The organism is Paracoccus sp. M683 (assembly GCF_007096355.1).
GTDB lineage: Bacteria > Pseudomonadota > Alphaproteobacteria > Rhodobacterales > Rhodobacteraceae > Paracoccus.
In genome coordinates this window covers 216,217-238,208 of the sequence record NZ_VKDF01000005.1, presented here as the reverse complement: position 1 = coordinate 238,208, position 21,992 = coordinate 216,217, and the positions used below count along the sequence as shown (strand labels likewise).

The 21,992-nt window shown below is 65.6% G+C and carries 19 protein-coding genes and 1 pseudogene; 6 read left to right on the top strand and 14 right to left on the bottom strand.

The window, feature by feature from the left end; translation table 11 throughout:
• Positions 1 to 17: 17 nt before the first annotated feature.
• Entirely contained in the window at positions 18 to 1,349 is a 1,332-nt protein-coding gene (locus FNJ84_RS11500; RefSeq protein ID WP_185968499.1) for a TRAP transporter large permease subunit, read from the bottom strand.
• Complete coding sequence (locus FNJ84_RS11495; protein ID WP_143793267.1) at positions 1,339 to 1,860, bottom strand: TRAP transporter small permease subunit; 522 nt, start codon at positions 1,858 to 1,860, stop codon at positions 1,339 to 1,341. The genes FNJ84_RS11500 and FNJ84_RS11495 overlap by 11 nt, the downstream gene beginning before the upstream one ends.
• 137 nt (positions 1,861 to 1,997) lie before the next feature.
• Here FNJ84_RS11495 and FNJ84_RS11490 point away from each other — a divergent pair, with 137 nt between their 5' ends.
• Complete coding sequence (locus FNJ84_RS11490; RefSeq protein WP_143793266.1) at positions 1,998 to 2,267, top strand: DksA/TraR family C4-type zinc finger protein; 270 nt, start codon at positions 1,998 to 2,000, stop codon at positions 2,265 to 2,267.
• 73 nt (positions 2,268 to 2,340) lie between these two features.
• Here the strand turns inward: FNJ84_RS11490 and FNJ84_RS11485 are convergent, their stop codons facing one another.
• The 3 genes from FNJ84_RS11485 to rpmF are packed head-to-tail and all read right to left on the bottom strand — an operon-like array spanning position 2,341 to position 4,662.
• The gene (locus tag FNJ84_RS11485; protein WP_143793265.1) at positions 2,341 to 3,315 is read right to left on the bottom strand and encodes a beta-ketoacyl-ACP synthase III; all 975 of its coding nucleotides are present in this window, start codon (positions 3,313 to 3,315) and stop codon (positions 2,341 to 2,343) included.
• Positions 3,312 to 4,436: a phosphate acyltransferase PlsX gene (gene plsX, locus FNJ84_RS11480; protein ID WP_143793264.1), complete on the bottom strand. Its 1,125-nt coding sequence runs from the start codon at positions 4,434 to 4,436 to the stop codon at positions 3,312 to 3,314. Before plsX ends, FNJ84_RS11485 begins: the two co-directional genes overlap by 4 nt.
• A 19-nt stretch (positions 4,437 to 4,455) precedes the next feature.
• Positions 4,456 to 4,662, bottom strand: coding sequence for a 50S ribosomal protein L32 (gene rpmF / locus FNJ84_RS11475; protein ID WP_143793263.1), 207 nt, complete (start codon positions 4,660 to 4,662; stop codon positions 4,456 to 4,458).
• Positions 4,663 to 4,937: 275 nt separating this feature from the next.
• Here rpmF and FNJ84_RS11470 point away from each other — a divergent pair, with 275 nt between their 5' ends.
• On the top strand, positions 4,938 to 6,203 hold the full coding sequence (locus FNJ84_RS11470) for a sodium:proton antiporter (RefSeq protein WP_221931970.1): 1,266 nt from the start codon (positions 4,938 to 4,940) through the stop codon (positions 6,201 to 6,203).
• Between the two features lie 3 nt (positions 6,204 to 6,206).
• On the opposite strand, the gene FNJ84_RS11465 is transcribed toward FNJ84_RS11470, so the two are convergent.
• Entirely contained in the window at positions 6,207 to 6,743 is a 537-nt protein-coding gene (locus tag FNJ84_RS11465) for a DUF177 domain-containing protein (protein WP_143793262.1), read from the bottom strand.
• A gap of 126 nt (positions 6,744 to 6,869) precedes the next feature.
• On the opposite strand from FNJ84_RS11465, the gene FNJ84_RS11460 reads away from it, so the two are divergent.
• Positions 6,870 to 7,313, top strand: a complete 444-nt coding sequence (locus tag FNJ84_RS11460; RefSeq protein ID WP_143793261.1) for an outer membrane protein assembly factor BamE — start codon at positions 6,870 to 6,872, stop codon at positions 7,311 to 7,313.
• 50 nt (positions 7,314 to 7,363) lie between these two features.
• Here FNJ84_RS11460 and FNJ84_RS11455 read toward each other — a convergent pair whose 3' ends face one another.
• From FNJ84_RS11455 to FNJ84_RS11420, 8 genes are all read right to left on the bottom strand, one after another.
• Entirely contained in the window at positions 7,364 to 8,473 is a 1,110-nt protein-coding gene (locus FNJ84_RS11455; RefSeq protein WP_143793260.1) for a class I SAM-dependent RNA methyltransferase, read from the bottom strand.
• 48 nt (positions 8,474 to 8,521) lie between these two features.
• Positions 8,522 to 8,725: a hypothetical protein gene (locus tag FNJ84_RS11450; RefSeq protein WP_143793259.1), complete on the bottom strand. Its 204-nt coding sequence runs from the start codon at positions 8,723 to 8,725 to the stop codon at positions 8,522 to 8,524.
• 9 nt (positions 8,726 to 8,734) lie between these two features.
• Positions 8,735 to 9,334 carry an SMC-Scp complex subunit ScpB gene (scpB, locus tag FNJ84_RS11445; protein WP_143793503.1) on the bottom strand — a complete coding sequence of 200 codons (600 nt, stop codon included), beginning with the start codon at positions 9,332 to 9,334 and terminating at the stop codon, positions 8,735 to 8,737.
• 108 nt (positions 9,335 to 9,442) lie between these two features.
• Complete coding sequence (locus tag FNJ84_RS11440; RefSeq protein ID WP_143793258.1) at positions 9,443 to 10,273, bottom strand: ScpA family protein; 831 nt, start codon at positions 10,271 to 10,273, stop codon at positions 9,443 to 9,445.
• A 54-nt stretch (positions 10,274 to 10,327) separates the two neighbouring features.
• Positions 10,328 to 11,332, bottom strand: coding sequence for a beta-N-acetylhexosaminidase (gene nagZ / locus FNJ84_RS11435; protein WP_143793257.1), 1,005 nt, complete (start codon positions 11,330 to 11,332; stop codon positions 10,328 to 10,330).
• The gene (locus FNJ84_RS11430; protein ID WP_143793256.1) at positions 11,329 to 12,519 is read right to left on the bottom strand and encodes an SPOR domain-containing protein; all 1,191 of its coding nucleotides are present in this window, start codon (positions 12,517 to 12,519) and stop codon (positions 11,329 to 11,331) included. The genes nagZ and FNJ84_RS11430 overlap by 4 nt, the downstream gene beginning before the upstream one ends.
• Before the next feature lie 72 nt (positions 12,520 to 12,591).
• Positions 12,592 to 14,334 carry an arginine--tRNA ligase gene (gene argS / locus FNJ84_RS11425; protein WP_143793502.1) on the bottom strand — a complete coding sequence of 581 codons (1,743 nt, stop codon included), beginning with the start codon at positions 14,332 to 14,334 and terminating at the stop codon, positions 12,592 to 12,594.
• Positions 14,335 to 14,447: 113 nt separating this feature from the next.
• Positions 14,448 to 16,436 carry a sodium:proton antiporter gene (locus FNJ84_RS11420; RefSeq protein WP_143793255.1) on the bottom strand — a complete coding sequence of 663 codons (1,989 nt, stop codon included), beginning with the start codon at positions 16,434 to 16,436 and terminating at the stop codon, positions 14,448 to 14,450.
• Positions 16,437 to 16,700: 264 nt separating this feature from the next.
• On the opposite strand from FNJ84_RS11420, the pseudogene FNJ84_RS11415 reads away from it, so the two are divergent.
• The 3 genes and pseudogenes from FNJ84_RS11415 to guaA form a co-directional block, all read left to right on the top strand.
• Positions 16,701 to 18,332, top strand: a pseudogene (locus FNJ84_RS11415) (DEAD/DEAH box helicase); the annotation flags it as partial.
• Between the two features lie 471 nt (positions 18,333 to 18,803).
• Positions 18,804 to 20,330, top strand: coding sequence for an apolipoprotein N-acyltransferase (lnt, locus tag FNJ84_RS11410; RefSeq protein WP_143793253.1), 1,527 nt, complete (start codon positions 18,804 to 18,806; stop codon positions 20,328 to 20,330).
• Positions 20,331 to 20,380: 50 nt separating this feature from the next.
• Positions 20,381 to 21,937 (top strand): glutamine-hydrolyzing GMP synthase, encoded by a 1,557-nt coding sequence (gene guaA, locus FNJ84_RS11405; RefSeq protein WP_143793252.1) that lies wholly within the window; start codon positions 20,381 to 20,383, stop codon positions 21,935 to 21,937.
• Positions 21,938 to 21,992 lie beyond the last annotated feature (55 nt).

Genomic DNA, 21,992 nt, shown 5'->3' with positions numbered 1-21,992 from the left:
TTGTCTGGCCCGGCGCGTCAACCCGCCGCACCGTAAAGCTTTGTCGGCAGCCAGCTGACCAGCGACGGGAAGGCGATGATCAGCACGCACATCAGCAGCACCAGCGCGATGAACGGCAAGACCCCCCGGATGATGTCGGCGGTGCGCACCTCGGGCGGGGCGATGGCGCGCATATAGAACAGCGCATATCCGAAGGGCGGCGACAGGAAACTGGTCTGCAACACCACCGCCATCAGGATCACGAACCACAGCGGGTCGATGCCCATTTCCTTGACCAGCGGCAGGAAGATCGGGAAGGACAGCAGCACGATCCCGGTCCAGTCGAGGAACATGCCCAGCACAAAGACCACCAGCAGCATCACCGCCACCAGCGTATAGGGATCGTCGGCCAGCCCCCGGATCAGGTCCTGGCTGGCGCGCAGCCCGCCAGTGATGTTGAACACACCGGTAAAGGCCGTGGCACCGACCACGATGAACAGGATCATTGCACTGGTGCGCCCCGTCTCCAGCAGCGCCGAATAGAAGGTGCGCCATTCGAAACGGCCACGGAAGATCACGATCAGCAAGGCCAGGGCGGCGCCGATGGCACTGGCTTCGGTCGCGGTGGCGACGCCTGCCAGCATGGATCCCAGGATCCCCAGGATCAGCACCAGCGGGGGCACCGCCTCGACGATCAGCATCCGCCACATCGCGCCACGGCTGATCTGTTCTTCATCCTTGACCGGGGGCGCCCATTCCGGCCGCACCCAGGCAATCACCGCCACATAGATCGCGTACATCAGCCCCAGCAGAACGCCGGGTATCATCGCACCGGCAAACAGCTGGCCAACCGACAGGCCCGGCGCATAGGACGCCATCAGGATCAACATGATCGAGGGCGGGATCAGGATGCCAAGGCAACCCGATGCGCCGATCAGCCCCGTCGCCAGCCGCTTGTCATAGCCGTATTGCAGCATCGGCTTCAGCGCCATCATCCCCATCACGGTGATCGAGGCACCGATGATCCCCGTAGTCGCGGCCAGCAGGATCGAGATGAACACCACCGCCAGCCCAAGACCGCCGGTCACGCTGGCCATCAGGTGCCGCAGCGCCTCGAACATGCGGTCGGTGACGCCACTATCGGACAGGAACCGCGCCATCAGCACGAACAGCGGAATGGCGATCAGCACGTAATTGTCCAGCACATCGCCAAAGATGCGGTTGATGACGATGCCCAGCACCATCGGCTTGCCGGCGATAAAGGCGCCTGCAACCGCCGTGCCCCCCAGCACAAAGGCCAGCGGATGGCCCATGAACAGGCCAAGCACCAGCATTCCGGCCATGATCAGGCCGATCGTTTCACCGGACATCAAACGGCTCCATCGGCTCAAGGTGGTCGGCCTTGTTCAGGACCAGCTTCAAAAGCTCGCTGACGCCCTGGGCCAGCAACAGCACGGCCGCGACGAACATTGCCATCTTCAACGGATAGACCGGCAATGACACGGCGCCATAGGTCACCTCGCCCTGGTTCCACGAGGTCATCGCGAATTTCCAGCTTTCACGGGCAAAGATCCAGGCGAAGGGAAAGAAGAAGATCAGATAGCCGGCCGCCTCGACCCAACGCCGGGCGTTGCGGCCCAGTCTCTCGGTCACCAGATCGACCTTGACATGCGACTGATGGCGCAGCGCATAGCCGCCCAGCATGATGAAATAAAATCCGAAAAGCTGCTTGGTGACATCAAATGCCCAACGCGTCGGGTTCCCGAACACATAGCGCATGACGACGTCATAGATGATGATGCCTGCAAAGATGATCGCGACGACCGAAACGATTCGGCCGACGACCTCATTGATGCCGTCGATCAGACGAATGATGGGCAAACTGTCCTCCCTGTCGCGGTCCTGTTCATGCCGCGTTGCAGAGACTGTTCCAAACGCCCGGTATGCTGTCAACTGCTTGACGCAAGGTTTGCGTTAACGGCCCGCCATCCCTATCTGATTGGCAAGGAGGACCGCACATGGCTGGTGGTTGGGCGCCCGAGGGCGCGGTGAACGAACAGATCGAGGCCTCGACCCGCGAGGCAATCGACAGGATGCGGGCGCAGCAACGCCGGGGCGGCAACAGCGCCGAATTTTGCGTTGAATGCGACGATCCCATCCCCGAGGCGCGGCGTCAGGCCGTGCCGGGCGTGCAGCTTTGCGTCGATTGCCAGTCAGGCCGCGACAAGGCCTTTCGCCCCACGGCCGGCATCAACCGACGCGGCAGCAAGGATTCCCAGCTGCGCTGATCCGCCATTTCTTCTTCAGTCAAATATCCTGGGGGGATCGCCGCAGGCGATGGGGGCAAGGCCCCCTGCCCGGCTACCAGCGCAGAACCACGCTGCCCCAGCTCAGCCCGCCGCCGATTGCCTCGGTCACGATCACCTGGCCGGGCTTGAACCGCCCCTGCGAGGCCGCGACCGACAAGGCCAGCGGGATCGAGGCCGCCGAGGTATTGCCGTGATCGGCCACGGTCAGCACGACCTTGTCCATCGGCACGCCCATCTTCTGCGCGGTGGCGGTGATGATCCGCTCATTGGCCTGATGGGGCACCAGCCAGTCGACCTGCTCGGGGCTCAGCCCGGCCTTGTCCAGCGCGGTATGGGCGGTCCTGGCCAGCTTTTCGACGGCATGGCGGAACACCAGATTGCCCTGCATCTTCAGATGGCCGGCCGTGCCGGTGCTACTGACGCCGCCATCCACATAAAGCAGATCGCGATACTGGCCGTCGCTGTTCAGATCGGTGGCCAGAATGCCCCGGTCATTGCTGTCGCCCCGACCCTCGACACCTTCCAGCACAACCGCCCCGGCGCCATCACCAAACAGCACGCAGGTCGAGCGGTCTTCCCAATCCATGATCCGGCTGAAGGTCTCGGCCCCGATCACCAGCACGCGACGGGCCTGACCCGCGCGGATCAGGCCTTCGGCATTGGCCAGCGCGAAAACGAAACCGGCACAGACCGCCTGCACGTCAAAGGCAAAGCCCCGTGTCATGCCCAGCCCCGCCTGCACCATCGTCGCCACGGCCGGAAAGGTCAGGTCAGGGGTCGATGTCGCCAGCACGATCGCGTCGATGTCATCCGCCTGCATCCCGGCATCGTCCAGCGCGGCACGGGCAGCGCGGATGGCCAGATCGCTGGTGGTCTGACCCTCGTCCGCGAAATGGCGCCGCTCGATCCCGGTGCGGGCGCGAATCCATTCGTCGCTGGTCTCGATCTTGTCCTCGAACCAGCTATTCTCGACCACCCGTTCGGGCAGGTAGTGGCCCGTGCCCTTGATGACGGCGCGAAGTGTCACGATGCGGCCTCCTCGCCTCCGGTGCCCGCTTCGGGCGTTTCGGCCACCACGGCCATGCTTTGCGCGACCCGTGCGGCAAGCCGTTCCTGAAAGCCGGATTTGGCCAGCTGGAACGCCAGCTTGATCGCCGCCGAGATCCCGGTCGCATCGGCCGAGCCATGCGATTTCACCACGGTCCCGTTCAGGCCCAGAAACACGCCGCCATTCACCCGGCGCGGGTCGATCCGCTTTTGCAGCCGCTTCAGCGAGGTCATCGCCAGAAGCGCCGCGAATTTCGACATGAAGGAATTGGCAAATGCCTCACGCAGCAGTTCGCCCACCAGCTTGGCCGTGCCCTCGCCGGTCTTCAGCGCGACATTCCCGGTAAACCCATCGGTCACGATCACATCGACACGCCCCGAAGGCAGATCGCCGCCCTCGACAAAGCCGACATAGTCGAAGTCCCCCGCCGCGGTGGCATGGCCGATCAGCTCATGCGCCTCTTTCAGTTCGGGGCGACCCTTGTGCTCCTCGGTGCCAACATTCAGCAGGCCAACACGCGGGCGGGCCACGCCCAGACCGTTGCGCGCATATGACGCGCCCATCATCGCATATTGCAGCAGATCGGCAGCCTCGGCGCGAATATCGGCCCCGGCATCCAGCATGATGTTGAAACCCTGCGGGCTTTTCGAGGGCCACAGGCAGGCGATGGCCGGGCGGTTCACGCCGGGCAGCTTGCGCAGGCGAATCATCGAAAGCGCCATCAGCGCGCCGGTATTGCCGCAGGATACGGCAACCGTCGCCTCGCCCTGGCGCACCGATTCGATCGCCGACCACATCGACGTATCCTCGCCCTTGCGCACGACCTGGCTGGGCTTGTCACCCATCTTCACCACGCCTTCCGCATGGCGAATGTCGCAACGCTCGGCCAGGCCGCGGCGCTTGCTGATCAGGCGCCGCAGCAGCTCTTCGTCGCCATGGACGATGAAACTGATCTCGGGGTTCTTCTCGGCGCTTTCCGCGATACCGGCGATGACAGCCGTGGGGCCACGGTCGCCGCCCATGGCGTCAACCGAAATCACCACGCTGCCCCCGGCTACAGGGGCGCGCGGGCCTGGGCTTTGCGCGTCAGTCGTGACCATGGGTCAGCGGTTCGGCGGCTTACGCCGCGTCGTCGTCCAGGTCGATCTCGTTGGCCTTTGCGACCACTTCACGATCGGCATAATGGCCACAGGACGGGCAGACGTGATGCGGGCGCTTCAACTCGCCGCAATTGGTGCATTCGTTCGGATTGCCCGCAACCAGCGCATCATGGGCGCGGCGCATATTGCGCTTGGAACGGGTAACGCGATTCTGAGGGACAGCCATGTCACAACCTCGGTTTTGTCTGACAGGGCAGGCAAAGCGACCCTGAAGAGTGTCTGAATTCGTGGACGAACCGCGCCAATACGCCATGACGGCCGGGCCTGCAAGGCCATTCCGCAGGATGCGGCTGTCGGCCGGCGGGGCGAGCAGCGCCGTCCGGGATGAAGCGCCGAAGTAAGCCATGCCGCGCGCTCACGCAAGGATAAACTGGCTGTCAGCCGCCGTATTTCCCACTTGCCGGCCGGCAGGCGGGACAGCAAAACTGACCGATGATGACGATGAGCTATGAGATCTTTCTGGCGATGCTGGGTTTCGGGGTGCTGTCGGCGGCGGTCGTGCCGGCGCTTTCCCGGCGCATGGGCTGGCGGCTGCCGCTGTCGGTCCCGATCGCCTGCCTGTTCGGCGGAATCGGTGTGGGACTGCTGTTCGACGCCATTCCCACCATCGACCCGATCCGCCAGGGCCTGCTGGTCCAACGCATTACCGAACTGGCGGTGATCCTGTCGCTGACCGGTGGTGGGCTGAAGCTGGACCGGCGGATCGGCTGGCGCAGCTGGGCCTCGACCTGGCGGCTGCTGGCGTTGACCATGCCGCTTTGCATTCTGGCCCTGGCCGGTCTGGGTTGGACCATGCTGGGCCTGCCGCTGGCCGCAGCCCTGTTGCTGGGCGCGGTGATGGCCCCCACAGATCCTGTCCTTGCCGCATCGGTGCAGGTCGGCCCGCCCGGCGAGGCCCGCGAATCCGAGCCGCGCTTTGCCCTGACATCCGAGGCGGGGCTGAATGACGGGCTGGCCTTTCCCTTTGTCTTTCTGGCCATTGCCGCGACCGCCGACCGCATGGCCGAGACCGGCCGCCCCGGCGACGAGGGCAGTTTCGATCCGCCCGTGTTGTGGGAGTGGCTGGCTGTCGATGTGGTCTGGAAGATCGCGGCGGGGCTGTTCATGGGCTGGCTGATCGGCCGCCTGCTGGGTTGGGCGGTTTTCCGGCTGGCGCCGCGCCGGGGCGTGTCGGATGGGTTTCTGGCGCTTGGGCTGACGCTGTTTGCCTATGGCGTGACCGAGATGGTCCATGGCTATGGCTTCATCGCCGTCTTTATCGCCGCCCTGACCTTCCGCCGGTTCGAGCGTGACCACGCCTTTCATTCCGACCTGCACCATTTCGTCGAGCAGACCGAGATGATCTTTCTGATCGGTGTGGTCTTTGTCACCGGAATCGCCATCGCCCAAGGCATCCTGGCGCCGCTTGGCCCGTCGGGCTGGCTGGTGGCGGCGCTGTTTCTGCTGCTGGTGCGGCCGCTGGCGGGTTGGTTCTCGCTGGCGGGGCTGGGCCTGCCACGGGGCGAGCGCTTTGCCATCGCGGCGCTTGGCATTCGCGGCGTCGGCTCGATGTATTATCTGGCCTATGGGCTGAACCACGCGCCCTACAGCATCGAAACGGGGCGCCTGCTTTGGGCACTGGTGGCGCTGATCGTGGCGATCAGCGTCGTGGCCCATGGCATCGGCGCGCCCCGGTTGATGGCGCGCCTGCCAGCACGGGTCGAATAGCCGCTATTGCGGGCGCTTGGACAGCAGCGCGCCCAGATTGGCAAAGGGTTTCTGGCGATCCCCCTCGTCATCGGCGGAGGGCTGATCCTCGGCTTCCTCGGGCAGTTCGGCACCCTCGGCACGAGGATAAAGCGGCAGTGCCAGCGCCAGCGCCTCGACCATCACCGCGCCCGCGTCGATGAACTGGCCAAGCGGTTCGATCTCGTCATCGGGCATCTCGATTTCTTCGTCCAGCGGTGCCGTGACATGGGGCGAGAAAACCCGGCGCAAATCTTCGTCGATGGGGCTTTCAACGGGGGCCAGCGTCACCACGCAAGGCTGCACCACCCGCGCCGTCAGCCGGCCCGTCAGCACCCAGGCATCGCTGCCCTGCGCCGTGATCTGTGCCTGAAGCCGCAAGGCGGGCAGGTCCAGCAGGTCCAGTTCGGCCGCGATCGCCGCACGCGCGTCGGCGTCGGGTTCCAGCAGCACGGGGTTGGGTGCGCGCGGATTCAGATGCGCGACGCGCAGTCGATGGGCATAGACAGGGGTGGCAGTCATGGCGTTGTCCTTCACATCGCCGGCATGGCCGGACGGTTTGCGCCTTATTCTTGAGCGCAGGGGCCGAGTTTGCTAAGCCGTGTCGGCGGCGTCAACCGAACGACCGGAAAAGAGGGACCAAATTTCATGTCAGCCATCCGGCGTTTTGTGATCGTGGCCGTTCTGGCCGTTGCCGCCTGCTCGCCTGTCTATCGCAATCACGGCTATGTCCCGCCCGAGCTGGATCTGGCCGAGGTCGTCGTCGGCCAAACCACCGTTGATGAACTGCCCACGCTGATCGGCCGGCCCAGTGCGCAAGGACTGCTGACCGGGTCGGGCTGGTATTACGTTGGCTCTCGCTGGCGCCATTACGGCCCCTATGAGCCGCAGGAAATCGACCGCCAGGTCGTCGCCATCACCTTTGCCGCAGACACCGGCACCGTCGCCAATGTCGAGCGCTTTGGCCTGGAACGCGGTCGCATCGTCGTGCTGTCGCGTCGCGTGACCGATTCGGGCGTGACCGAGATCTCGCTGGTTCGGCAGCTGATGGGCAACCTGGGCAATTTCAATCCCGGCCAGATCATCGACTGATCCGGGTCCGGCCGCCGCGCCGGACCGAATCAGATCGTAAAAACCGCTGCCTAACCGGGCAGCGGCCCCGTTTGCCACAGCCGCACCTTCAACCCGCCATGCGCCACGATGGGACCGGGCGGCTGAAACGGCAGCCCGGTGGCCTTGGCCAGACCGCCCTCGCTGGTCACGATACCGATGCGCCAGCCGGCAAAACGGCTGCGAAACACCTCGCCCATGGCGGCGTGCAGGCCGAAAAGCGGCCCCTTGTTGCCGACCCGCGCACCATATGGCGGGTTGATGATCACCAGACCGGGCGGGCCGATGGGGCGTTCAAGATCAGCGATGGGGCTGGTCTGAAAGCGGACATGGTCGGCCACCCCTGCCCGTTCGGCATTCTCACCACTCATGCGGATCGCACCGGCATCGCGGTCGCTGCCAAGGAAGATCAGCCCGGATGGCCGAGGCGTCACCGCGTCCCGCATCGCCTGCCAGGGGGCGGCGGCAAAGCTGGCCAGTTGCTGAAAGGCGAAGGCGCGCGATCTGCCGGGTGCCAGCCCCGTCGCGATCTCGGCCGCCTCGATGACAAAGGTGCCCGAGCCGCACATCGGGTCCAGCACCGGCTGACTGCCATCGAAACCCATCTCGCGCAGGAACATGGCGGCCATGGTTTCGCGCATGGGGGCCTTGGCGACGGCCTGTTTATGGCCGCGCTTATGCAGGGATTCGCCGGTGGTATCGACGCTGATCGTACACAGATCATCCTCGATCCGCACCTTGATGGTGACCGGCGCATCGGCGGCGATGGGGGCGCCCAGTTCCTCGGCGATGGCGCGTTCGATCCGTTGGGTCACGGCGCCTGCGTGATAGATGCGGCTGGCGCGGGTGGTCGCCTCGACCTTCACCGGCACATCGGGGCGCAGTGTATCGGCCCAGGGAAACTTGCGCGCCCGCTTGTCCAGCTGCGCCAGATGCAGCGCGCGGAAACTGCCGATCCGGGCCAGCACCCGCGTTGCCCCGCGCAACCACAGATTTGCGCGCCAGACCTCGGGCCAGCCGCCCTGAACGGTCACGCCGCCCGGCTGGATCACCGGCTGAAAGCCCAACTCGGCCGCCTCGGCCGCCAGCGGGGCTTCCAAGCCCGGCGTGGCCACCAGAAATATCTCGAATGTTTCGCTCATGGCCGGCAGCCATAAAGCGGATCGGGCCGCCAGAACAGGGCCGCGATGCTAACGCCCCAGGCGCCGGGTGATGCGGGCGGCCTGTCGGGCGCGTTTCACCGCCTCGCGCGCAGCCTTGGCCTGCTGGCGGCTTTGCGGCGTGGCTTTGCCCCCAGATCCGCGCCGGGCCATATGGTCAATGCCTTTGTTGATGCCGCGATTGGTGACCATGTTGATCAGCCGGCGCATCATCTGGTTCAGAAAACCGTTCATCCCTGTGCCCTATTCATCCTCGAACAGATCGTCGGCGGGCGATCCGTCGTCGATGTCATCATCATCCTCGCGCATTGCAAGAGGCACCTGAAGCCCGTCGCTTGGCACCCGGCTGTCCAGCAGCCCGGCAGCGCGCAATTCGGACAGTCCAGGCAGATCGCGGGCCGATTCCAGGCCGAAATGATCAAGGAAAGTCTCTGTCACCACGAATGTCGCAGGGCGGCCCGGCGTCATCCGGCGGCGGCCCATGCGCACCCATTCCATCTCGATCAGCTGATCCAGCGTGCCGCGCGACACGGCAACGCCCCTGATCTCCTCGATCTCGGCCCGCGTCACCGGCTGGTGATAGGCGATGATGGCCAGCGTTTCGGTCGCTGCGCGCGACAGGCGGCGTTGTTCGACCGTTTCGGTCTGCATGAGGAAAGACATGTCGGGCGCGGTGCGGAAGGCCCAGGCATCGCCGGTCTTTTCCACCATCACGCCCCGGCCCTGATAGCGCGCGACCAGCTGTCGCACAGCCTCGGCCGGGTCGCAGCCATGGGGCATCCGCGCGGCCAGTTCGCGCACAGACATGGGCTGTGACGAGGCAAATAACAGCGCCTCGACCATGCGTTCCTGCACCTCGATCGGCGGCGGAGGAAACTCTGCCGGGTCGATATCGTCGCCTGTGGGTTCGGGGTTGCCCTCGATCTCGCTCAATTCACTCACTGCACTCACTTAATTCGGCCTGCGCCTTATGGTTATCGGGGAAAATGTCCCGTCCTGCTTCAATTCCAGCTGCCCCTGCCGCGCCAGTTCCAGCGTGGCAGCAAAGGTGGCGGCCGTGGCGGATCGACGGCGCGCCGGGTCGGTTTCCCAGCCATCGGGCAGAAAATCGGCCAGTTCGGTCCAATCGCCGGCAAAGCCGATCAGCTTGCGGACCCGTTCAAGCGCCTGCTCCATGGTGAAAACGCCCTTGCGGTCAAAGGCATAGGGGCGAAACTCATCCTTTGTCTTAAGCCGGGCATAGGCCCGCATCAGGTCGATCAGCCCGGCCTGATATTCGGTCCGGCGTTTGCGAGCCACCGTTTCGGGCGCACCACGCTGAAACCGGCTTTGCCCCAGCCTGTCGCGGCCCATCAACCGGCTTGCGGCCTGACGCATCGCTTGCAACCGTTCAAGCTGAAATGCCAGATGCGCGGCCATATCCTCGGCCGACGGGCCCTCGGCCTCGGGGTCGGGGGGAAGCAGCAGCCGCGATTTAAGGAAGGCCAGCCATGCCGCCATGACCAGATAATCGGCGGCCAGTTCGATGCGCAGCTTGCGGGCCTGTTCGACGAAAGCCAGATATTGCTCGGCCAGTTTCAGAACCGAGATCTTCATCAGATCGACCTTCTGCGTGCGCGACAGCGTCAGCAGCAGATCCAGCGGGCCTTCGAAACCCTCGACATCGACAATCAGCGCCTCTTCCGCGCGGCGGGCGGAAACCGCATCGAAATCGTCATCCGACGCCCCGGCGCCATCGGGCACGGGCTTCAGATAGGGAACATCTTTTCCGGTTCGGGACATGGCAGCCACCGCAAGCAGGACAGGCCGACAGGGTCGGCCCATCCGGGCTGCAAGTCAAGCAATGGCTGATCCAGCCGCCTGCGGCACCAGTTCGCGATATTCGGCCATCAGCGCAGCCTGATCCACCGCATCCGGCGCATGGCGCATCGCCAGCGCGGCATCGGCGCGGCGGGTGGCATCGGTGCCCATCGCGCCGGCTGCGGCAACCACAAGCTCCATCTGGGCGATGGTGGCATTGCAATGCAGCACCAGATCGCAACCGGCCGCGATGGTGGCGGCGGCGCGTTCGGCATGGCTGCCGGGCAGCGCGTTCATGGTGATGTCATCGCTCATCAACAGGCCGCCAAAGCCGATGCGGTCGCGGATGATCCCCACCATCTTGGCCGAGGCCGTTGCCGGCGCATCATCCAGCGCGGCAAAGCGGATATGCGCGGTCATCGCCATGGGCAGATCGGCCAGCGCGCGGAACGGCGCGAAATCGACGGCATCCAGGTCCTGCAAGCTGGCGGTGACGGTCGGCAGATCCTTGTGGCTGTCGGCCACGGCCCGGCCATGGCCCGGCATATGCTTCATCACCGGCAGAACACCCGCCGCCAGCAGCCCGTCGGCCACGGCGCGGCCAAGACGGGCGACGGTGGCGGGATCCTCGCCCAGGCAACGGTTGCGCAGGAAAGGATGCGTATCGGCCTGCGCCACATCCAGCGTCGGCGCGCAATCGCTGTCGATGCCGACCGCGCGCAATTCGGCCCCGATCAGGCGATAGCGCAGCCACATCGCGCGTTCGCCGGCACCGGCCTGATCCAGCGGCGGCACCCATTCGGCCCAATGCGGCGCGCGCATCCGCTGCACCCGCCCGCCTTCCTGGTCGATGGTGATCACCGCATCGCGGCCCACCGCATCACGCAGATCGCCGGTCAGGCGGCGCAGCTGTTCAGGATCGGCGACGTTGCGACCAAAAAGGATGAAGCCCCAAGGATCGGCCGAGCGGAAGAAATCCCGCTCGGCCGATGTCAGTTCAGCCCCGGCGATACCGCCGAGGATGGTTGCGCTGTGGCTCATTGCGCGGTGGCGATGCAGTCGGTGCCGCCAGCTTTCAGCTGGGCGCAGAAGGCCTGCGCATCGGCCCGCGAATCAAAGCCGGCCACGCGCAGCCGCCAGAACGTGCGGCCATTGACCTGATGCTGCTGGATCAGCTGACCCTTGCCCGAGAAAAGCGAGCCGAACTTGCCCGACACCCGGCCCCATTCGCTTTCGGCGATGGCATTGCTGTCAAAGGCACCGATCTGAACCACTTGCGAGCCCGATGCGACCTGAGCCTGCACCGGCCGTTGCGCCTCGGCCTCGGATGCGGCCATTGCGGCCTCGGGGCGGCGGGCGGGCGCATCGGTGGCGGCAGCCGCCTGCACCGGGGCTGCGGCAGGCGCGGCTGCGACAGTGGTATGGCGGGGGCGCGGAACCGGACGGGTCGACACGGCCAGCTTGCCCGCGCCTGCGGTCTGCTGCGCCTGCGTCAGCGCCTCGCGGATCGCCTCGGCCTGGGCAGGGGCGCCAGTTTCATCGGTCACAACGCTGGTCACGGCGCCTTCGGCGGCAGGCGCGTCGGACACGGCGGCGGCAACCTGTTGCTCGGCCAGCGCGGCTTCGGCAAGCGCCTGCTGGCGCTGCTGTTCGGCCAAAGCCTCGGCCTCGGCGGCGGCACGGGCGGCCGCGGCCTCGCTGTCCTGCATGGCGATCACGGCCTCGCCGCCGAAATCCAGCGGGGCCTCGGATGCGGATGCAGGTTCGCGCGCCGTCGCGCCCAACTGGCCCATGGCGACATCGCCATCGTCCAGCCCGGTCGCGGCCGGTGCGATACCGACCTGCTGGACCGCCTGTTCCTGCGCGCCACCCGAAACGGTATTGACGGCAAATCCGGTATGGCCCGTCAGTTCGCCGCCCGGATCATCGGGCGTGGTGCGCGCGTCCCCGGCCACCGCCTTGATGACCGGCACGCCCGAGACATCGCGCATCATCAGCTGCCAGCCCCAGGCCATCAACCCGACCATCAGCGCGACCGAAACCAGCGCGCCCACATAATGCGTCAGGCGGGCGATTCGCACCGACAGGCCGTCGCCACCCGGACTGGCCGCGAATTGCGATTCGTCTGGCCCGTAGCCGTCATCGAATTCGTCCTGATAGGAAAGTTCGCGCCGCTTGTCGCCACGCGAAAATACATGCCCGCCATCGCGGAAATCCATCACTGCCATAGCCTGCCTGTCCGCCGGTTGATCCGGCATTACCATTGACTGCTCTCATCAGCCCGGCGGCGGCACCTGTATTCAGCGCATTTCTTCCACCGGATTCACGCCAAGGATACCCAGACCGGATGAAATGACAACGCCAACCGCCCGAACCAATGCGATTTTTGCGGCGGTTGTGTCCTTATCGCCATCCTGGACAAAGCGCAGCGTGACCTCGTCATTGCCGCGGTTCCACAGCGAATGCAGCGCCGAGGCGATGTCGTAAAGGAAAAACGCCACGCGATGCGGCTCATGCGCGCGGGCGGCATGTTCGACCAGCCGTGGCCATTCTGCAACTTTCCGGGCCAGGTCCAGCTCGGCCTCGTGACCCAGACGGGCCAGATCGGCACGCGCCAGCGCCGCATCCGAGGTATCGACGCCCATTTCCGCCGCCCGCCGCAGGACCGAGTTCACCCGCGCATTGGCATATTGCACATACCAGACCGGGTTGTCCTTGGACTGTTCCAGCACTTTGGCGAAATCGAAATCCAGCGCCGCGTCGTTCTTGCGTGTCAGCATGATGAAGCGGGTCACGTCCGGCCCCGCCTCGTCCACCACATCACGCAGCGTAACGAATGTGCCCGCGCGCTTGGACATCTTGAAGGGCTCGCCGTTCTTGAACAGCTTGACCAGTTGCACCAGCTTGGCGTCCAGCGGCACGCGGCCATTTGACAGCGCCTTGACCACGGCCTGCAAACGCTTGACGTAACCGCCGTGATCGGCGCCCAGCACGTCGATCAGCTGATCAAAGCCACGTTCGACCTTGTCGAAGTGATAGGCGATATCGGGCGCGAAATAGGTCCAGCTTCCATCGGATTTCTGGATCGGCCGGTCCTGATCGTCGCCAAACTCGGTCGAGCGGAACAGCACCTGTTCGCGCGCTTCCCAATCCTCGGGCAGCTTGCCCTTTGGCGGCTCCAGCGTGCCGGTATAGATCAGGCCGGCGGCTTCCAGCCGGGCAATCGCCGCCTCGATCTTGCCGGTGCCATACAGTGCCTTTTCGCTGGAATAGACATCCATGGTGACGCCCAGCATGGCCAGATCCTGCCGGATCATGTCCATCATCGCCTCGGTGGCAAATTCGCGGATTTCAACCAGCCAGTCCTGTTCCGGCTTGTCGATCAGGCTGGTTCCGTATTTCGCCTTCAGCGCCTCACCGACCGGAATCAGGTAATCGCCGGGATACAGCCCCTCGGCGATCTTCGGCTCTAGCCCGTTGGCCTCGCGGTAGCGTTCATAGGCGGACCGGGCCAGCACATCGACCTGCGCCCCGCCATCATTGATGTAATATTCGCGCGTCACGTCGAAGCCCGCGAAATCCAGCAGGCTGGCCAGCGCGTCGCCAAACACCGCGCCGCGCACATGGCCCACATGCATCGGGCCCGTCGGGTTGGCGCTGACAAACTCGACATTCACCTTCTCGCGCGCGCCCGCGTCCGAGCGCCCGAAATCCGCGCCCGATTGCAGGGCCGAGGCCACGACCTGATGCCAGACCGCCGGTGCCAGCCGCAGGTTCAGGAATCCCGGCCCCGCCACCTCGGCGCTGGTAATCCGATCATCGGTCAGCCGCGCGGCCAGTTTTTCGGCAATGTCGCGCGGCTTCATGCCAGCAGGCTTGGCCAGAACCATCGCGGCATTCGTGGCCATGTCGCCATGGGCCGCATCGCGCGGCGGCTCGACCGTGACATTGCCAAAATCAAGGCCCGAAGGCAGCTCGCCCGCCGCCACCATCTGCGTCAACCCATCAAGCACGCGGGCACGGATATCGGAGAAAAGGTTCATCATGCGCTTCCTGAAATCTGACTGCGGGTTAACGCCGCCCACCCCCAAAGGTCAACAGGGGCCGCAATTCGACCTGACCCGGTTATCCCGCCAAGGCGAACGCCAGCGGTTCGCTAGGCCTCGCCGGTGTTCCGCACCAGATCGGGATCGTCCCGCCCATCGCCCGGTGCGCCGCCGCCCTGGCCGCCGCCGGTCTCGGCCTCTTGTGCCTCGCGGGCCGCCTCGGCCTCTTCGCGGGCGATCTGGCGGGCCTTGTCCTTCATCTCGGTCTGGGCCTCGTTTTCCTGGCGGATTTTCTCGGCCACCTCGGGCGGCATCAGCGAGACGATGCGCATCCCGGCCTTTCCGTCCAGCTTTTCGGCATCATCGACAAAGCGCAACTGCCCGTCCTGCACCACCACCAGCGGGATCGCACCTTCACGCGCGGCACGCCAGTCCTGCAAGGTATATTCCTCGGTCAGGCGCGTGGTGCGGAAGATCCAGCCGCCCGCCAGCAGTTCCAGATATTGCGCCAGCGTGCGGTTGCCGGTGATTGGCTGGCCGCCCAACTGGCTGGGCAGGGCATAGCGGGCGCGGTCCTCTTTGTGGCGCGCGACCTGCCAGATGGAATCGCGGCCGAATTCCGGGCCAAGATCGGTCGCCACCAGCGTGTTATAGGCATCATTGTCCGAGGCGGCGAGGATGGCTGAAAAGGCGATGAACTCGACATTATGCTCGGCCGCCTCGCCGAGGATGTCGCCGTCAAAGACCGGCACCCCCGCAGCCCGCGCGGTGCGCAGCCGGTCGCGGTTGGCATCGGTGACCAGCACGTTCACATCGGCATTTTCCAGCGCCTTGGCCAGCCCGGTGGCAAACAGCGATCCGCCCACGATCAGCAGCCCCGGCTTCTCGCCCGAGGTCAGCCCAAGCCGCCGCGCCACCGGCGCCAGGGTGAAGCCGTGCAGCACCACCGTGGCCAGCACCAGCACGAAGGCCAGCGGCGCGATCAGCCCGCCATCCTCGATGCCGATGGCCACCAGCCGCTCGGCAAAGACGCCGGACACGGCGACCAGCACCACACCACGCGGGCCGGTCATGGCGATCAGCAGCTTTTCATTCCATGTCAGGTTGGTCCCGATCAGCGAGATCAGCACCGTCAGCGGACGCGCCACGCCGATGACCAGCACGACAAACAGCCCCGCGCGCCACCAGTTCAACTGGGCCAGGGTCTCGAACTTGACGCTGGCCGCCAGCAGGATGAACACGCCCGAGACCAGCAGGATCGTGGCATGTTCCTTGAAGCGGTGCAGCTCGTGATAGCTGGGCAGATCGGCATTGGCGATGAACAGGCCCATCACCGTCACGGCCAGCAAGCCGCTTTCATGCAGGATCGAATCCGACACGGCAAAGACGGCCAGCACGCTGACGAACAGCAGCGGCACCTTCATGTATTCGGGCACCCAGCCCCGGCGGAAGGCCGAGACGATCATCCAGCCACCCGCAAGCCCGCAGGCAAAGGCAAAGCCGATCCCCAGCCCGAAATGCCCAAGAGCCGAGGAAACCGGCAGATCGCTATAGGCGACCGTCACCAGCCCCACTGCCAGAACCGCCGCCAGCGCGCCGATCGGGTCGTTGACGATCGCCTCCCATTGCAGGATTTGCGCGGGCCTCGTGTGCAGCCTGGCCTGGCGCAGCAACGGCGCGATCACGGTCGGGCCTGTCACGATCATGATGCCGCCAAAGACGATCGAGGATTCCCAGCTGAGCCCGGCGCCATAGGCCAGCGCCAGCGTCGAGAACAGCCAGCCCAAGGGGGCGCCGACATAGACCAGCCGCCTGACTGCCGGGCGCGCATCGGCCAGTTTCTTGAAACTCAGCGTCAGCCCACCCTCGAACAGGATCACCGCAACCGCGAGCGAGATCATCGGCTGCACCAGACTGCCGATATCGCGCGATGGCACGAAAATTCCGGTGACCGGGCCCAGTATCAGCCCCGCCGCCAGCATCAGCACGATGGCGGGCAACCGAAACCGCCAGGCCAGCCATTGCGCGGCGACCCCGGCCACGCCGACCATCGCAAATGCCTCGACGGGGTTCAGCCCGCCCGTTGCCTCTGTCGCCATCTGCTTTCCTGTCCGCCCGTGCCTGTGGTTTCAACCAAACCGCCACGGCATCGGGCGGTTCCGCCGCTGTGACGTAATTTCCCCCTGAAATCCATGCAATATTGACGCATGGCTCAGTTTGGTCTAGGCCAGCGCTGCCCGCATCCGGCGGGCAACAGGCGGGGCGTGTGACATGCGTCCCAGTTTTGCCGACAAGATCCCATGGCGGGATCACGGCATGGAACGCATCGCGCCTAAGGGCGCCTTACATCAAGAAAGCCCCGAATGACCAAATTCTCTGATCTGAAGCTGGACCCCAAGGTCCTGAAAGCCATTGTCGAGGCGGGTTACGAAACCCCCACGCCCATTCAGGCCGGCGCCATCCCGCCCGCGCTGGAAGGCCGCGACGTGCTGGGCATCGCCCAGACCGGCACCGGCAAGACCGCCAGCTTCACCCTGCCGATGATCACCCTTCTGGGCCGTGGCCGCGCCCGCGCCCGGATGCCGCGCAGTCTGGTGTTGTGCCCGACGCGCGAACTTGCCGCCCAGGTGGCCGAGAATTTCGACATCTATGCCAAGCATACCAAGCTGACCAAGGCGCTGCTGATCGGCGGTGTGTCCTTTGCCGAACAGGACAAGCTGATCGACCGTGGCGTCGACGTGCTGATCGCCACGCCGGGCCGCCTGCTCGACCATTTCGAACGCGGCAAGCTTTTGCTGACCGGCGTGCAGATCATGGTCGTGGACGAGGCCGACCGGATGCTGGACATGGGCTTCATCCCCGATATCGAGCGTATTTTCCAGCTGACCCCCTTTACCCGGCAGACGCTGTTCTTCAGCGCCACCATGGCGCCTGAAATCGAGCGTATCACCAACACCTTCCTGCACAGCCCCGAACGCATCGAGGTCGCCCGTCAGGCCACCACCAGCGAGAACATCACGCAGCGGCTGATCGAGATCACGCCTTCGCGCCGGGACCAGACGGCCAAGCACAAGCGTGATCTGTTGCGCGCGCTAATCGACGCCGAAGGCGAAGACCTGAAAAACGCGATCATCTTCTGCAACCGCAAGACGGATGTGGATATCGTCGCCAAATCGCTGAAAAAGCACGGCTATGATGCCGCCCCCATCCATGGCGATCTTGATCAAAGCCAGCGGATGCGCACGCTGGACGATTTCCGCGAGGGCAAGCTGCGCTTTCTCGTGGCCTCGGACGTGGCGGCGCGCGGTCTGGACATCCCGGCCGTCAGCCATGTGATCAACTTTGACCTGCCCAGCCATGCCGAGGATTATGTCCACCGCATCGGCAGGACCGGCCGCGCCGGGCGCAAGGGCACCGCAATCAGCCTGGGGACCCCCTCGGACGAGAAATACCTGACCGCCATCGAACACCTGATCAAAAGCAGCCTGCCCCGTGGCGAGGTTCCTGCCGGCTTTACCCCCGGCGAGGCCCGCGAACCGCGCGAAAACGGCCGGGGTGGCCGTGGTGATCGCCGCGATGGACGCCGCGACCGGGGTGATCGCGGGGAACGGGGCGACCGAGGTGACCGGGGCGGGCGTGACCGCCGCCGCGATCAGCCGCGCGATGGCGGCCGTGACCAGGAAACCGCCGATCAGGTGCAGGAACAGCGCAACAGCGCGCCGGCCCCGGTTGCGGAAAGGCCGCAGCGCGAGGATCGCCGCGATGATGACCGGCGCAGTGATGGCCGCCGCGACCGGAATGATCGCGGTGACCGCAATGACCGCAATGACCGGGGCGGGCGTGATCGTCGCCGTGATGGCGACCGGGGCGAACAGGTGCTGGGCATGGGCAACCACATGCCCGAGTTCCTGACCCAAAGCTTCCGGCCCGAGGACCTGCCGCAGCCTCCGGCGCGGCCCGAGACCGAAACCGAAGCCGAAGCCGACCGTGACATCGAAGCCGATGCCACCGAGGTCGCCGTGGCCGAGGTCAGGACCCAATCCGCCGAAAAGCCCAAGCGCACCCGCAACCGCAAGAAGGCAGCGCCGAAGCCCACCGAGACCACCGATGATGCGCCCATCGTCGACGCCGTTGCCCAGAACGACGCCGCCCCCACGACCGAGCCGGCCCTGCCGCAATCGGAACCGGACGAGGCGCCCAAACCCAAACGGACGCGCAGCCGCAAAAAGGCCGAGCCCGCCACCGAATCGGCGTCGGAACCGGTTGCCGAGACGGCAGTGGCGGCCGAACCTGCCGAGAAACCCAAGCGCACCCGCCGCAAGAAGGCCGAGGCAGAGCCGGCAGCCGAGCCCGCCACAGAGGCCGCTGCCGCTGCCGAGGACAAGCCCAAGCCGCGCCGCACCCGCCGCAAGAAGGCTGACGAAGCGGCGCCGGAAAGCGCCTGATCCGCGCCCATGCGCGACAGCATGTCCCCCCCGATGGTGCAGCCTTCCCCTTCTCGTCGGTGGCCGCATCTGGCCGGCGCGTTGGTCCTTGGGGCCGTGGCGGCAACCGGGCTGGCGCCTCTTGGCCTATGGGGCCTGACGGTGCCGGCGCTGGCGGCGCTGATCTGGCTTCTTGCACGGGCCTCTGATCCGGCGCGGGCCTTCCGACTGACCCTTGCCGCAGGTCTGGGCTGGTTCGGCCTGTCATTAAGCTGGATCGTCGAACCGTTTCTGGTCCAGCCCGAGATTTATGGCTGGATGGCCCCCTTTGCACTGTTGCTGATGGCGCTTGGCGGGGCCTTGTTCTGGGCCGTGCCGGTCTGGCTGGCCTTTCGCATCGGCACCGGCTGGCATGGCCGCAGCATCGGCATCGTCGCCGCGCTGGTCCTGTCGGACTGGCTGCGGGGCTGGATCTTTACCGGCTTTCCCTGGGCGCTGATCGGCCATGTCTGGATCGACAGCCCGGTTGCGCAATTGGCGGCCTGGCTTGGCGCGCCGGGCCTGTCGGCGTTGACCCTGCTGGCGGCGGCGCTGCCGGCGCGGCTGTGGCGCCCAACCGAGGCGCGGGCGGCGGGCTTCGCGCCCGGCGCCCTGATCGCAGCCTTGCTGATCGGCGCCGCATGGGCCGGTGGGCTGGCGCGACTGGCCCAGCCCCTTCCGGCTGATCGCGACATCGCGCTGCGTCTGGTGCAGCCAAATGCCGAACAGCGGCTGAAATGGGATCCCGAATGGGCGCGCGTCTTTTACCAGCGCCTGCTGGACCTGTCCGCGACACCCGGCCCGCGTGATCTGGTGATCTGGCCGGAAACGGCGGTGAATTTCCTGCTGAACGATGCCGCCCCGGTCCTGCCCGACATGGCCCGTGCCGCGGATGCCCCGCTGATCCTCGGCATCCAGCGGGCCGAGGGCGGACGCTATTACAACAGCCTCGTTGCGCTTGACCAGGCCGGTCAGGTCACGGCGCTTTACGACAAGTTCCACCTTGTGCCCTTTGGCGAATATATCCCCTGGGGCAATCAGATGGCGCAGATCGGCATCTCGGCCTTTGCGGCGCAGCAGGGTAACGGCTATTCGCCCGGCCCCGGTCCGCAGGTGCTGACCCTGCCCGGCATTGCCCCTTTCCAGCCGCTGATCTGTTACGAGGCGATCTTTCCCCAGCACCTTCGCGGCCTGGACAGCCGCCCCGGCTGGCTTTTGCAGATCACCAATGACAGCTGGTTCGGCCAGGTCTCGGGCCCCTATCAGCATCTGGCACAGGCGCAACTGCGTGCCCTGCAATCTGGCCTGCCGCTGATCCGCGTGGCCAATACCGGCGTCTCGGCGGTCATCGACGCGCGGGGCCAGCTGCGCCAGACGCTGGGGCTGGGTGAAATGGGCATCATCGACAGCGCCCTGCCCGGCGCGATGCCTGAAACATTCTGGATGCGGTGGGGTGACTGGCCGGTTGTCCTGCTGATGGTGCTGCTGCTGGCGGGCACCGCCTTTGGTAGATGGCGCCCGGCGCAATAGCCCGCGCCCTGCCTCTTGCACCGCGCCCGGCGCCCGCTTAAAGCGCATTCATGACCCAGCATCAGCGCCTTCTTATCATCGACTTCGGCTCTCAGGTGACGCAACTGATCGCGCGCCGCCTGCGCGAGTTGAACGTCTATTGCGAAATCCACCCCTATCAGAACGTCACCGATGCGTTCCTGAAGGATTTCAACCCGCAAGCCATCATCTTCTCGGGCGGTCCCGACAGCGTGACCCGCCCCGGATCGCCGCGTCCCCCGGCCTTGGCCTTTGACATGGGCGTGCCGATCCTGGGCATCTGCTATGGTCAGCAGGTGATGATGCAGGAACTGGGCGGTCTGGTCGAATCCGGCCACGGCACAGCCGAATTCGGCCGCGCCTTCGTGACGCCTTCGGACGCGCAACTGTCCTTGCTGGACGGCTGGTTCGCCGAGGGCCGCGAGCAGGTCTGGATGAGCCACGGCGACCATGTGTCAAAAATCGCCCCCGGCTTTCATGTCTATGGCACCTCGCCCGGCGCGCCCTTCGCGATCACCGCCGATCCCGCGCGCCGCTTCTATGCCGTGCAGTTCCACCCCGAGGTGCACCACACCCCGCGCGGCGCCAAACTGTATGAAAACTTCGTCCGCGAGGCCGGCTTCACCGGCGACTGGACGATGGCCAGCTATCGCGAAGAAGCCATCCGCAAGATCCGCGAGCAGGTCGGCGACAAGAAGGTGATCTGCGGTCTTTCGGGCGGCGTCGACAGTTCCGTCGCGGCCGTGCTGATCCACGAGGCCATCGGCGACAACCTGACCTGCGTCTTCGTCGATCACGGCCTTCTGCGCCTGAACGAGGCCGAAGAGGTCGTCACCATGTTTCGGGACAATTACAACATCCCGCTGATCCATGCCGACGAATCCGACCTGTTCATCGGCGCGCTTGAGGGCGTCAGCGACCCCGAGGTCAAGCGCAAGACCATCGGCAAGCTGTTCATCGACGTCTTCCAGAAATACGCCAATCAGATCGAGGGCGCCGAGTTCCTGGCGCAAGGCACGCTCTATCCCGACGTGATCGAAAGCGTCAGCTTCTCGGGCGGACCATCGGTCACGATCAAGTCGCACCACAACGTGGGCGGCCTGCCCGAAAAGATGGGCCTGAAGCTGGTCGAGCCGCTGCGCGAGCTGTTCAAGGACGAGGTCCGCGCCCTTGGCCGCGAGCTTGGCCTGCCCGCGAAATTCATCGGCCGCCACCCCTTCCCCGGCCCTGGCCTCGCCATCCGCTGCCCCGGAGAGATCACCCGCGAAAAGCTGGAAATCCTGCGCCGCGCCGACGCTGTATTCATCGACCAGATCCGCAAGCACGGGCTTTACGACGAGATATGGCAAGCCTTCGTGGCGATCCTGCCGGTCCGCACGGTCGGCGTGATGGGCGACGGCCGCACCTATGACTTCGCCTGCGCCTTGCGGGCGGTGACGTCTGTTGATGGCATGACGGCAGATTACTATCCCTTCACGCATGAGTTCCTGGGTGAGACCGCCACGCGGATCATCAATGAGGTGAAGGGGATCAACCGGTGTACGTATGATATTACATCGAAGCCGCCGGGGACGATTGAGTGGGAATAAACGGGGCTGCCGGACCTATTTGCGCCGGGGCCAGAATAACGGGGCCAGAGTGTGG

Coding starts and splice junctions, on each gene's coding strand:
- argS (WP_143793502.1), bottom strand. CDS start 14,334: ATGAACCTTTTCTCCGATATCCGTGCCCGCGTGCTTGATGGGTTGACG.
- nagZ (WP_143793257.1), bottom strand. CDS start 11,332: ATGAGCCACAGCGCAACCATCCTCGGCGGTATCGCCGGGGCTGAACTG.
- FNJ84_RS11470 (WP_221931970.1), top strand. CDS start 4,938: ATGAGCTATGAGATCTTTCTGGCGATGCTGGGTTTCGGGGTGCTGTCG.
- FNJ84_RS11450 (WP_143793259.1), bottom strand. CDS start 8,725: ATGAACGGTTTTCTGAACCAGATGATGCGCCGGCTGATCAACATGGTC.
- FNJ84_RS11440 (WP_143793258.1), bottom strand. CDS start 10,273: ATGTCCCGAACCGGAAAAGATGTTCCCTATCTGAAGCCCGTGCCCGAT.
- FNJ84_RS11430 (WP_143793256.1), bottom strand. CDS start 12,519: ATGGCAGTGATGGATTTCCGCGATGGCGGGCATGTATTTTCGCGTGGC.
- rpmF (WP_143793263.1), bottom strand. CDS start 4,662: ATGGCTGTCCCTCAGAATCGCGTTACCCGTTCCAAGCGCAATATGCGC.
- guaA (WP_143793252.1), top strand. CDS start 20,381: ATGACCCAGCATCAGCGCCTTCTTATCATCGACTTCGGCTCTCAGGTG.
- FNJ84_RS11490 (WP_143793266.1), top strand. CDS start 1,998: ATGGCTGGTGGTTGGGCGCCCGAGGGCGCGGTGAACGAACAGATCGAG.
- FNJ84_RS11500 (WP_185968499.1), bottom strand. CDS start 1,349: ATGTCCGGTGAAACGATCGGCCTGATCATGGCCGGAATGCTGGTGCTT.
- lnt (WP_143793253.1), top strand. CDS start 18,804: ATGTCCCCCCCGATGGTGCAGCCTTCCCCTTCTCGTCGGTGGCCGCAT.
- plsX (WP_143793264.1), bottom strand. CDS start 4,436: ATGGTCACGACTGACGCGCAAAGCCCAGGCCCGCGCGCCCCTGTAGCC.
- FNJ84_RS11465 (WP_143793262.1), bottom strand. CDS start 6,743: ATGACTGCCACCCCTGTCTATGCCCATCGACTGCGCGTCGCGCATCTG.
- FNJ84_RS11420 (WP_143793255.1), bottom strand. CDS start 16,436: ATGGCGACAGAGGCAACGGGCGGGCTGAACCCCGTCGAGGCATTTGCG.
- scpB (WP_143793503.1), bottom strand. CDS start 9,334: ATGGTCGAGGCGCTGTTATTTGCCTCGTCACAGCCCATGTCTGTGCGC.
- FNJ84_RS11460 (WP_143793261.1), top strand. CDS start 6,870: ATGTCAGCCATCCGGCGTTTTGTGATCGTGGCCGTTCTGGCCGTTGCC.
- FNJ84_RS11455 (WP_143793260.1), bottom strand. CDS start 8,473: ATGAGCGAAACATTCGAGATATTTCTGGTGGCCACGCCGGGCTTGGAA.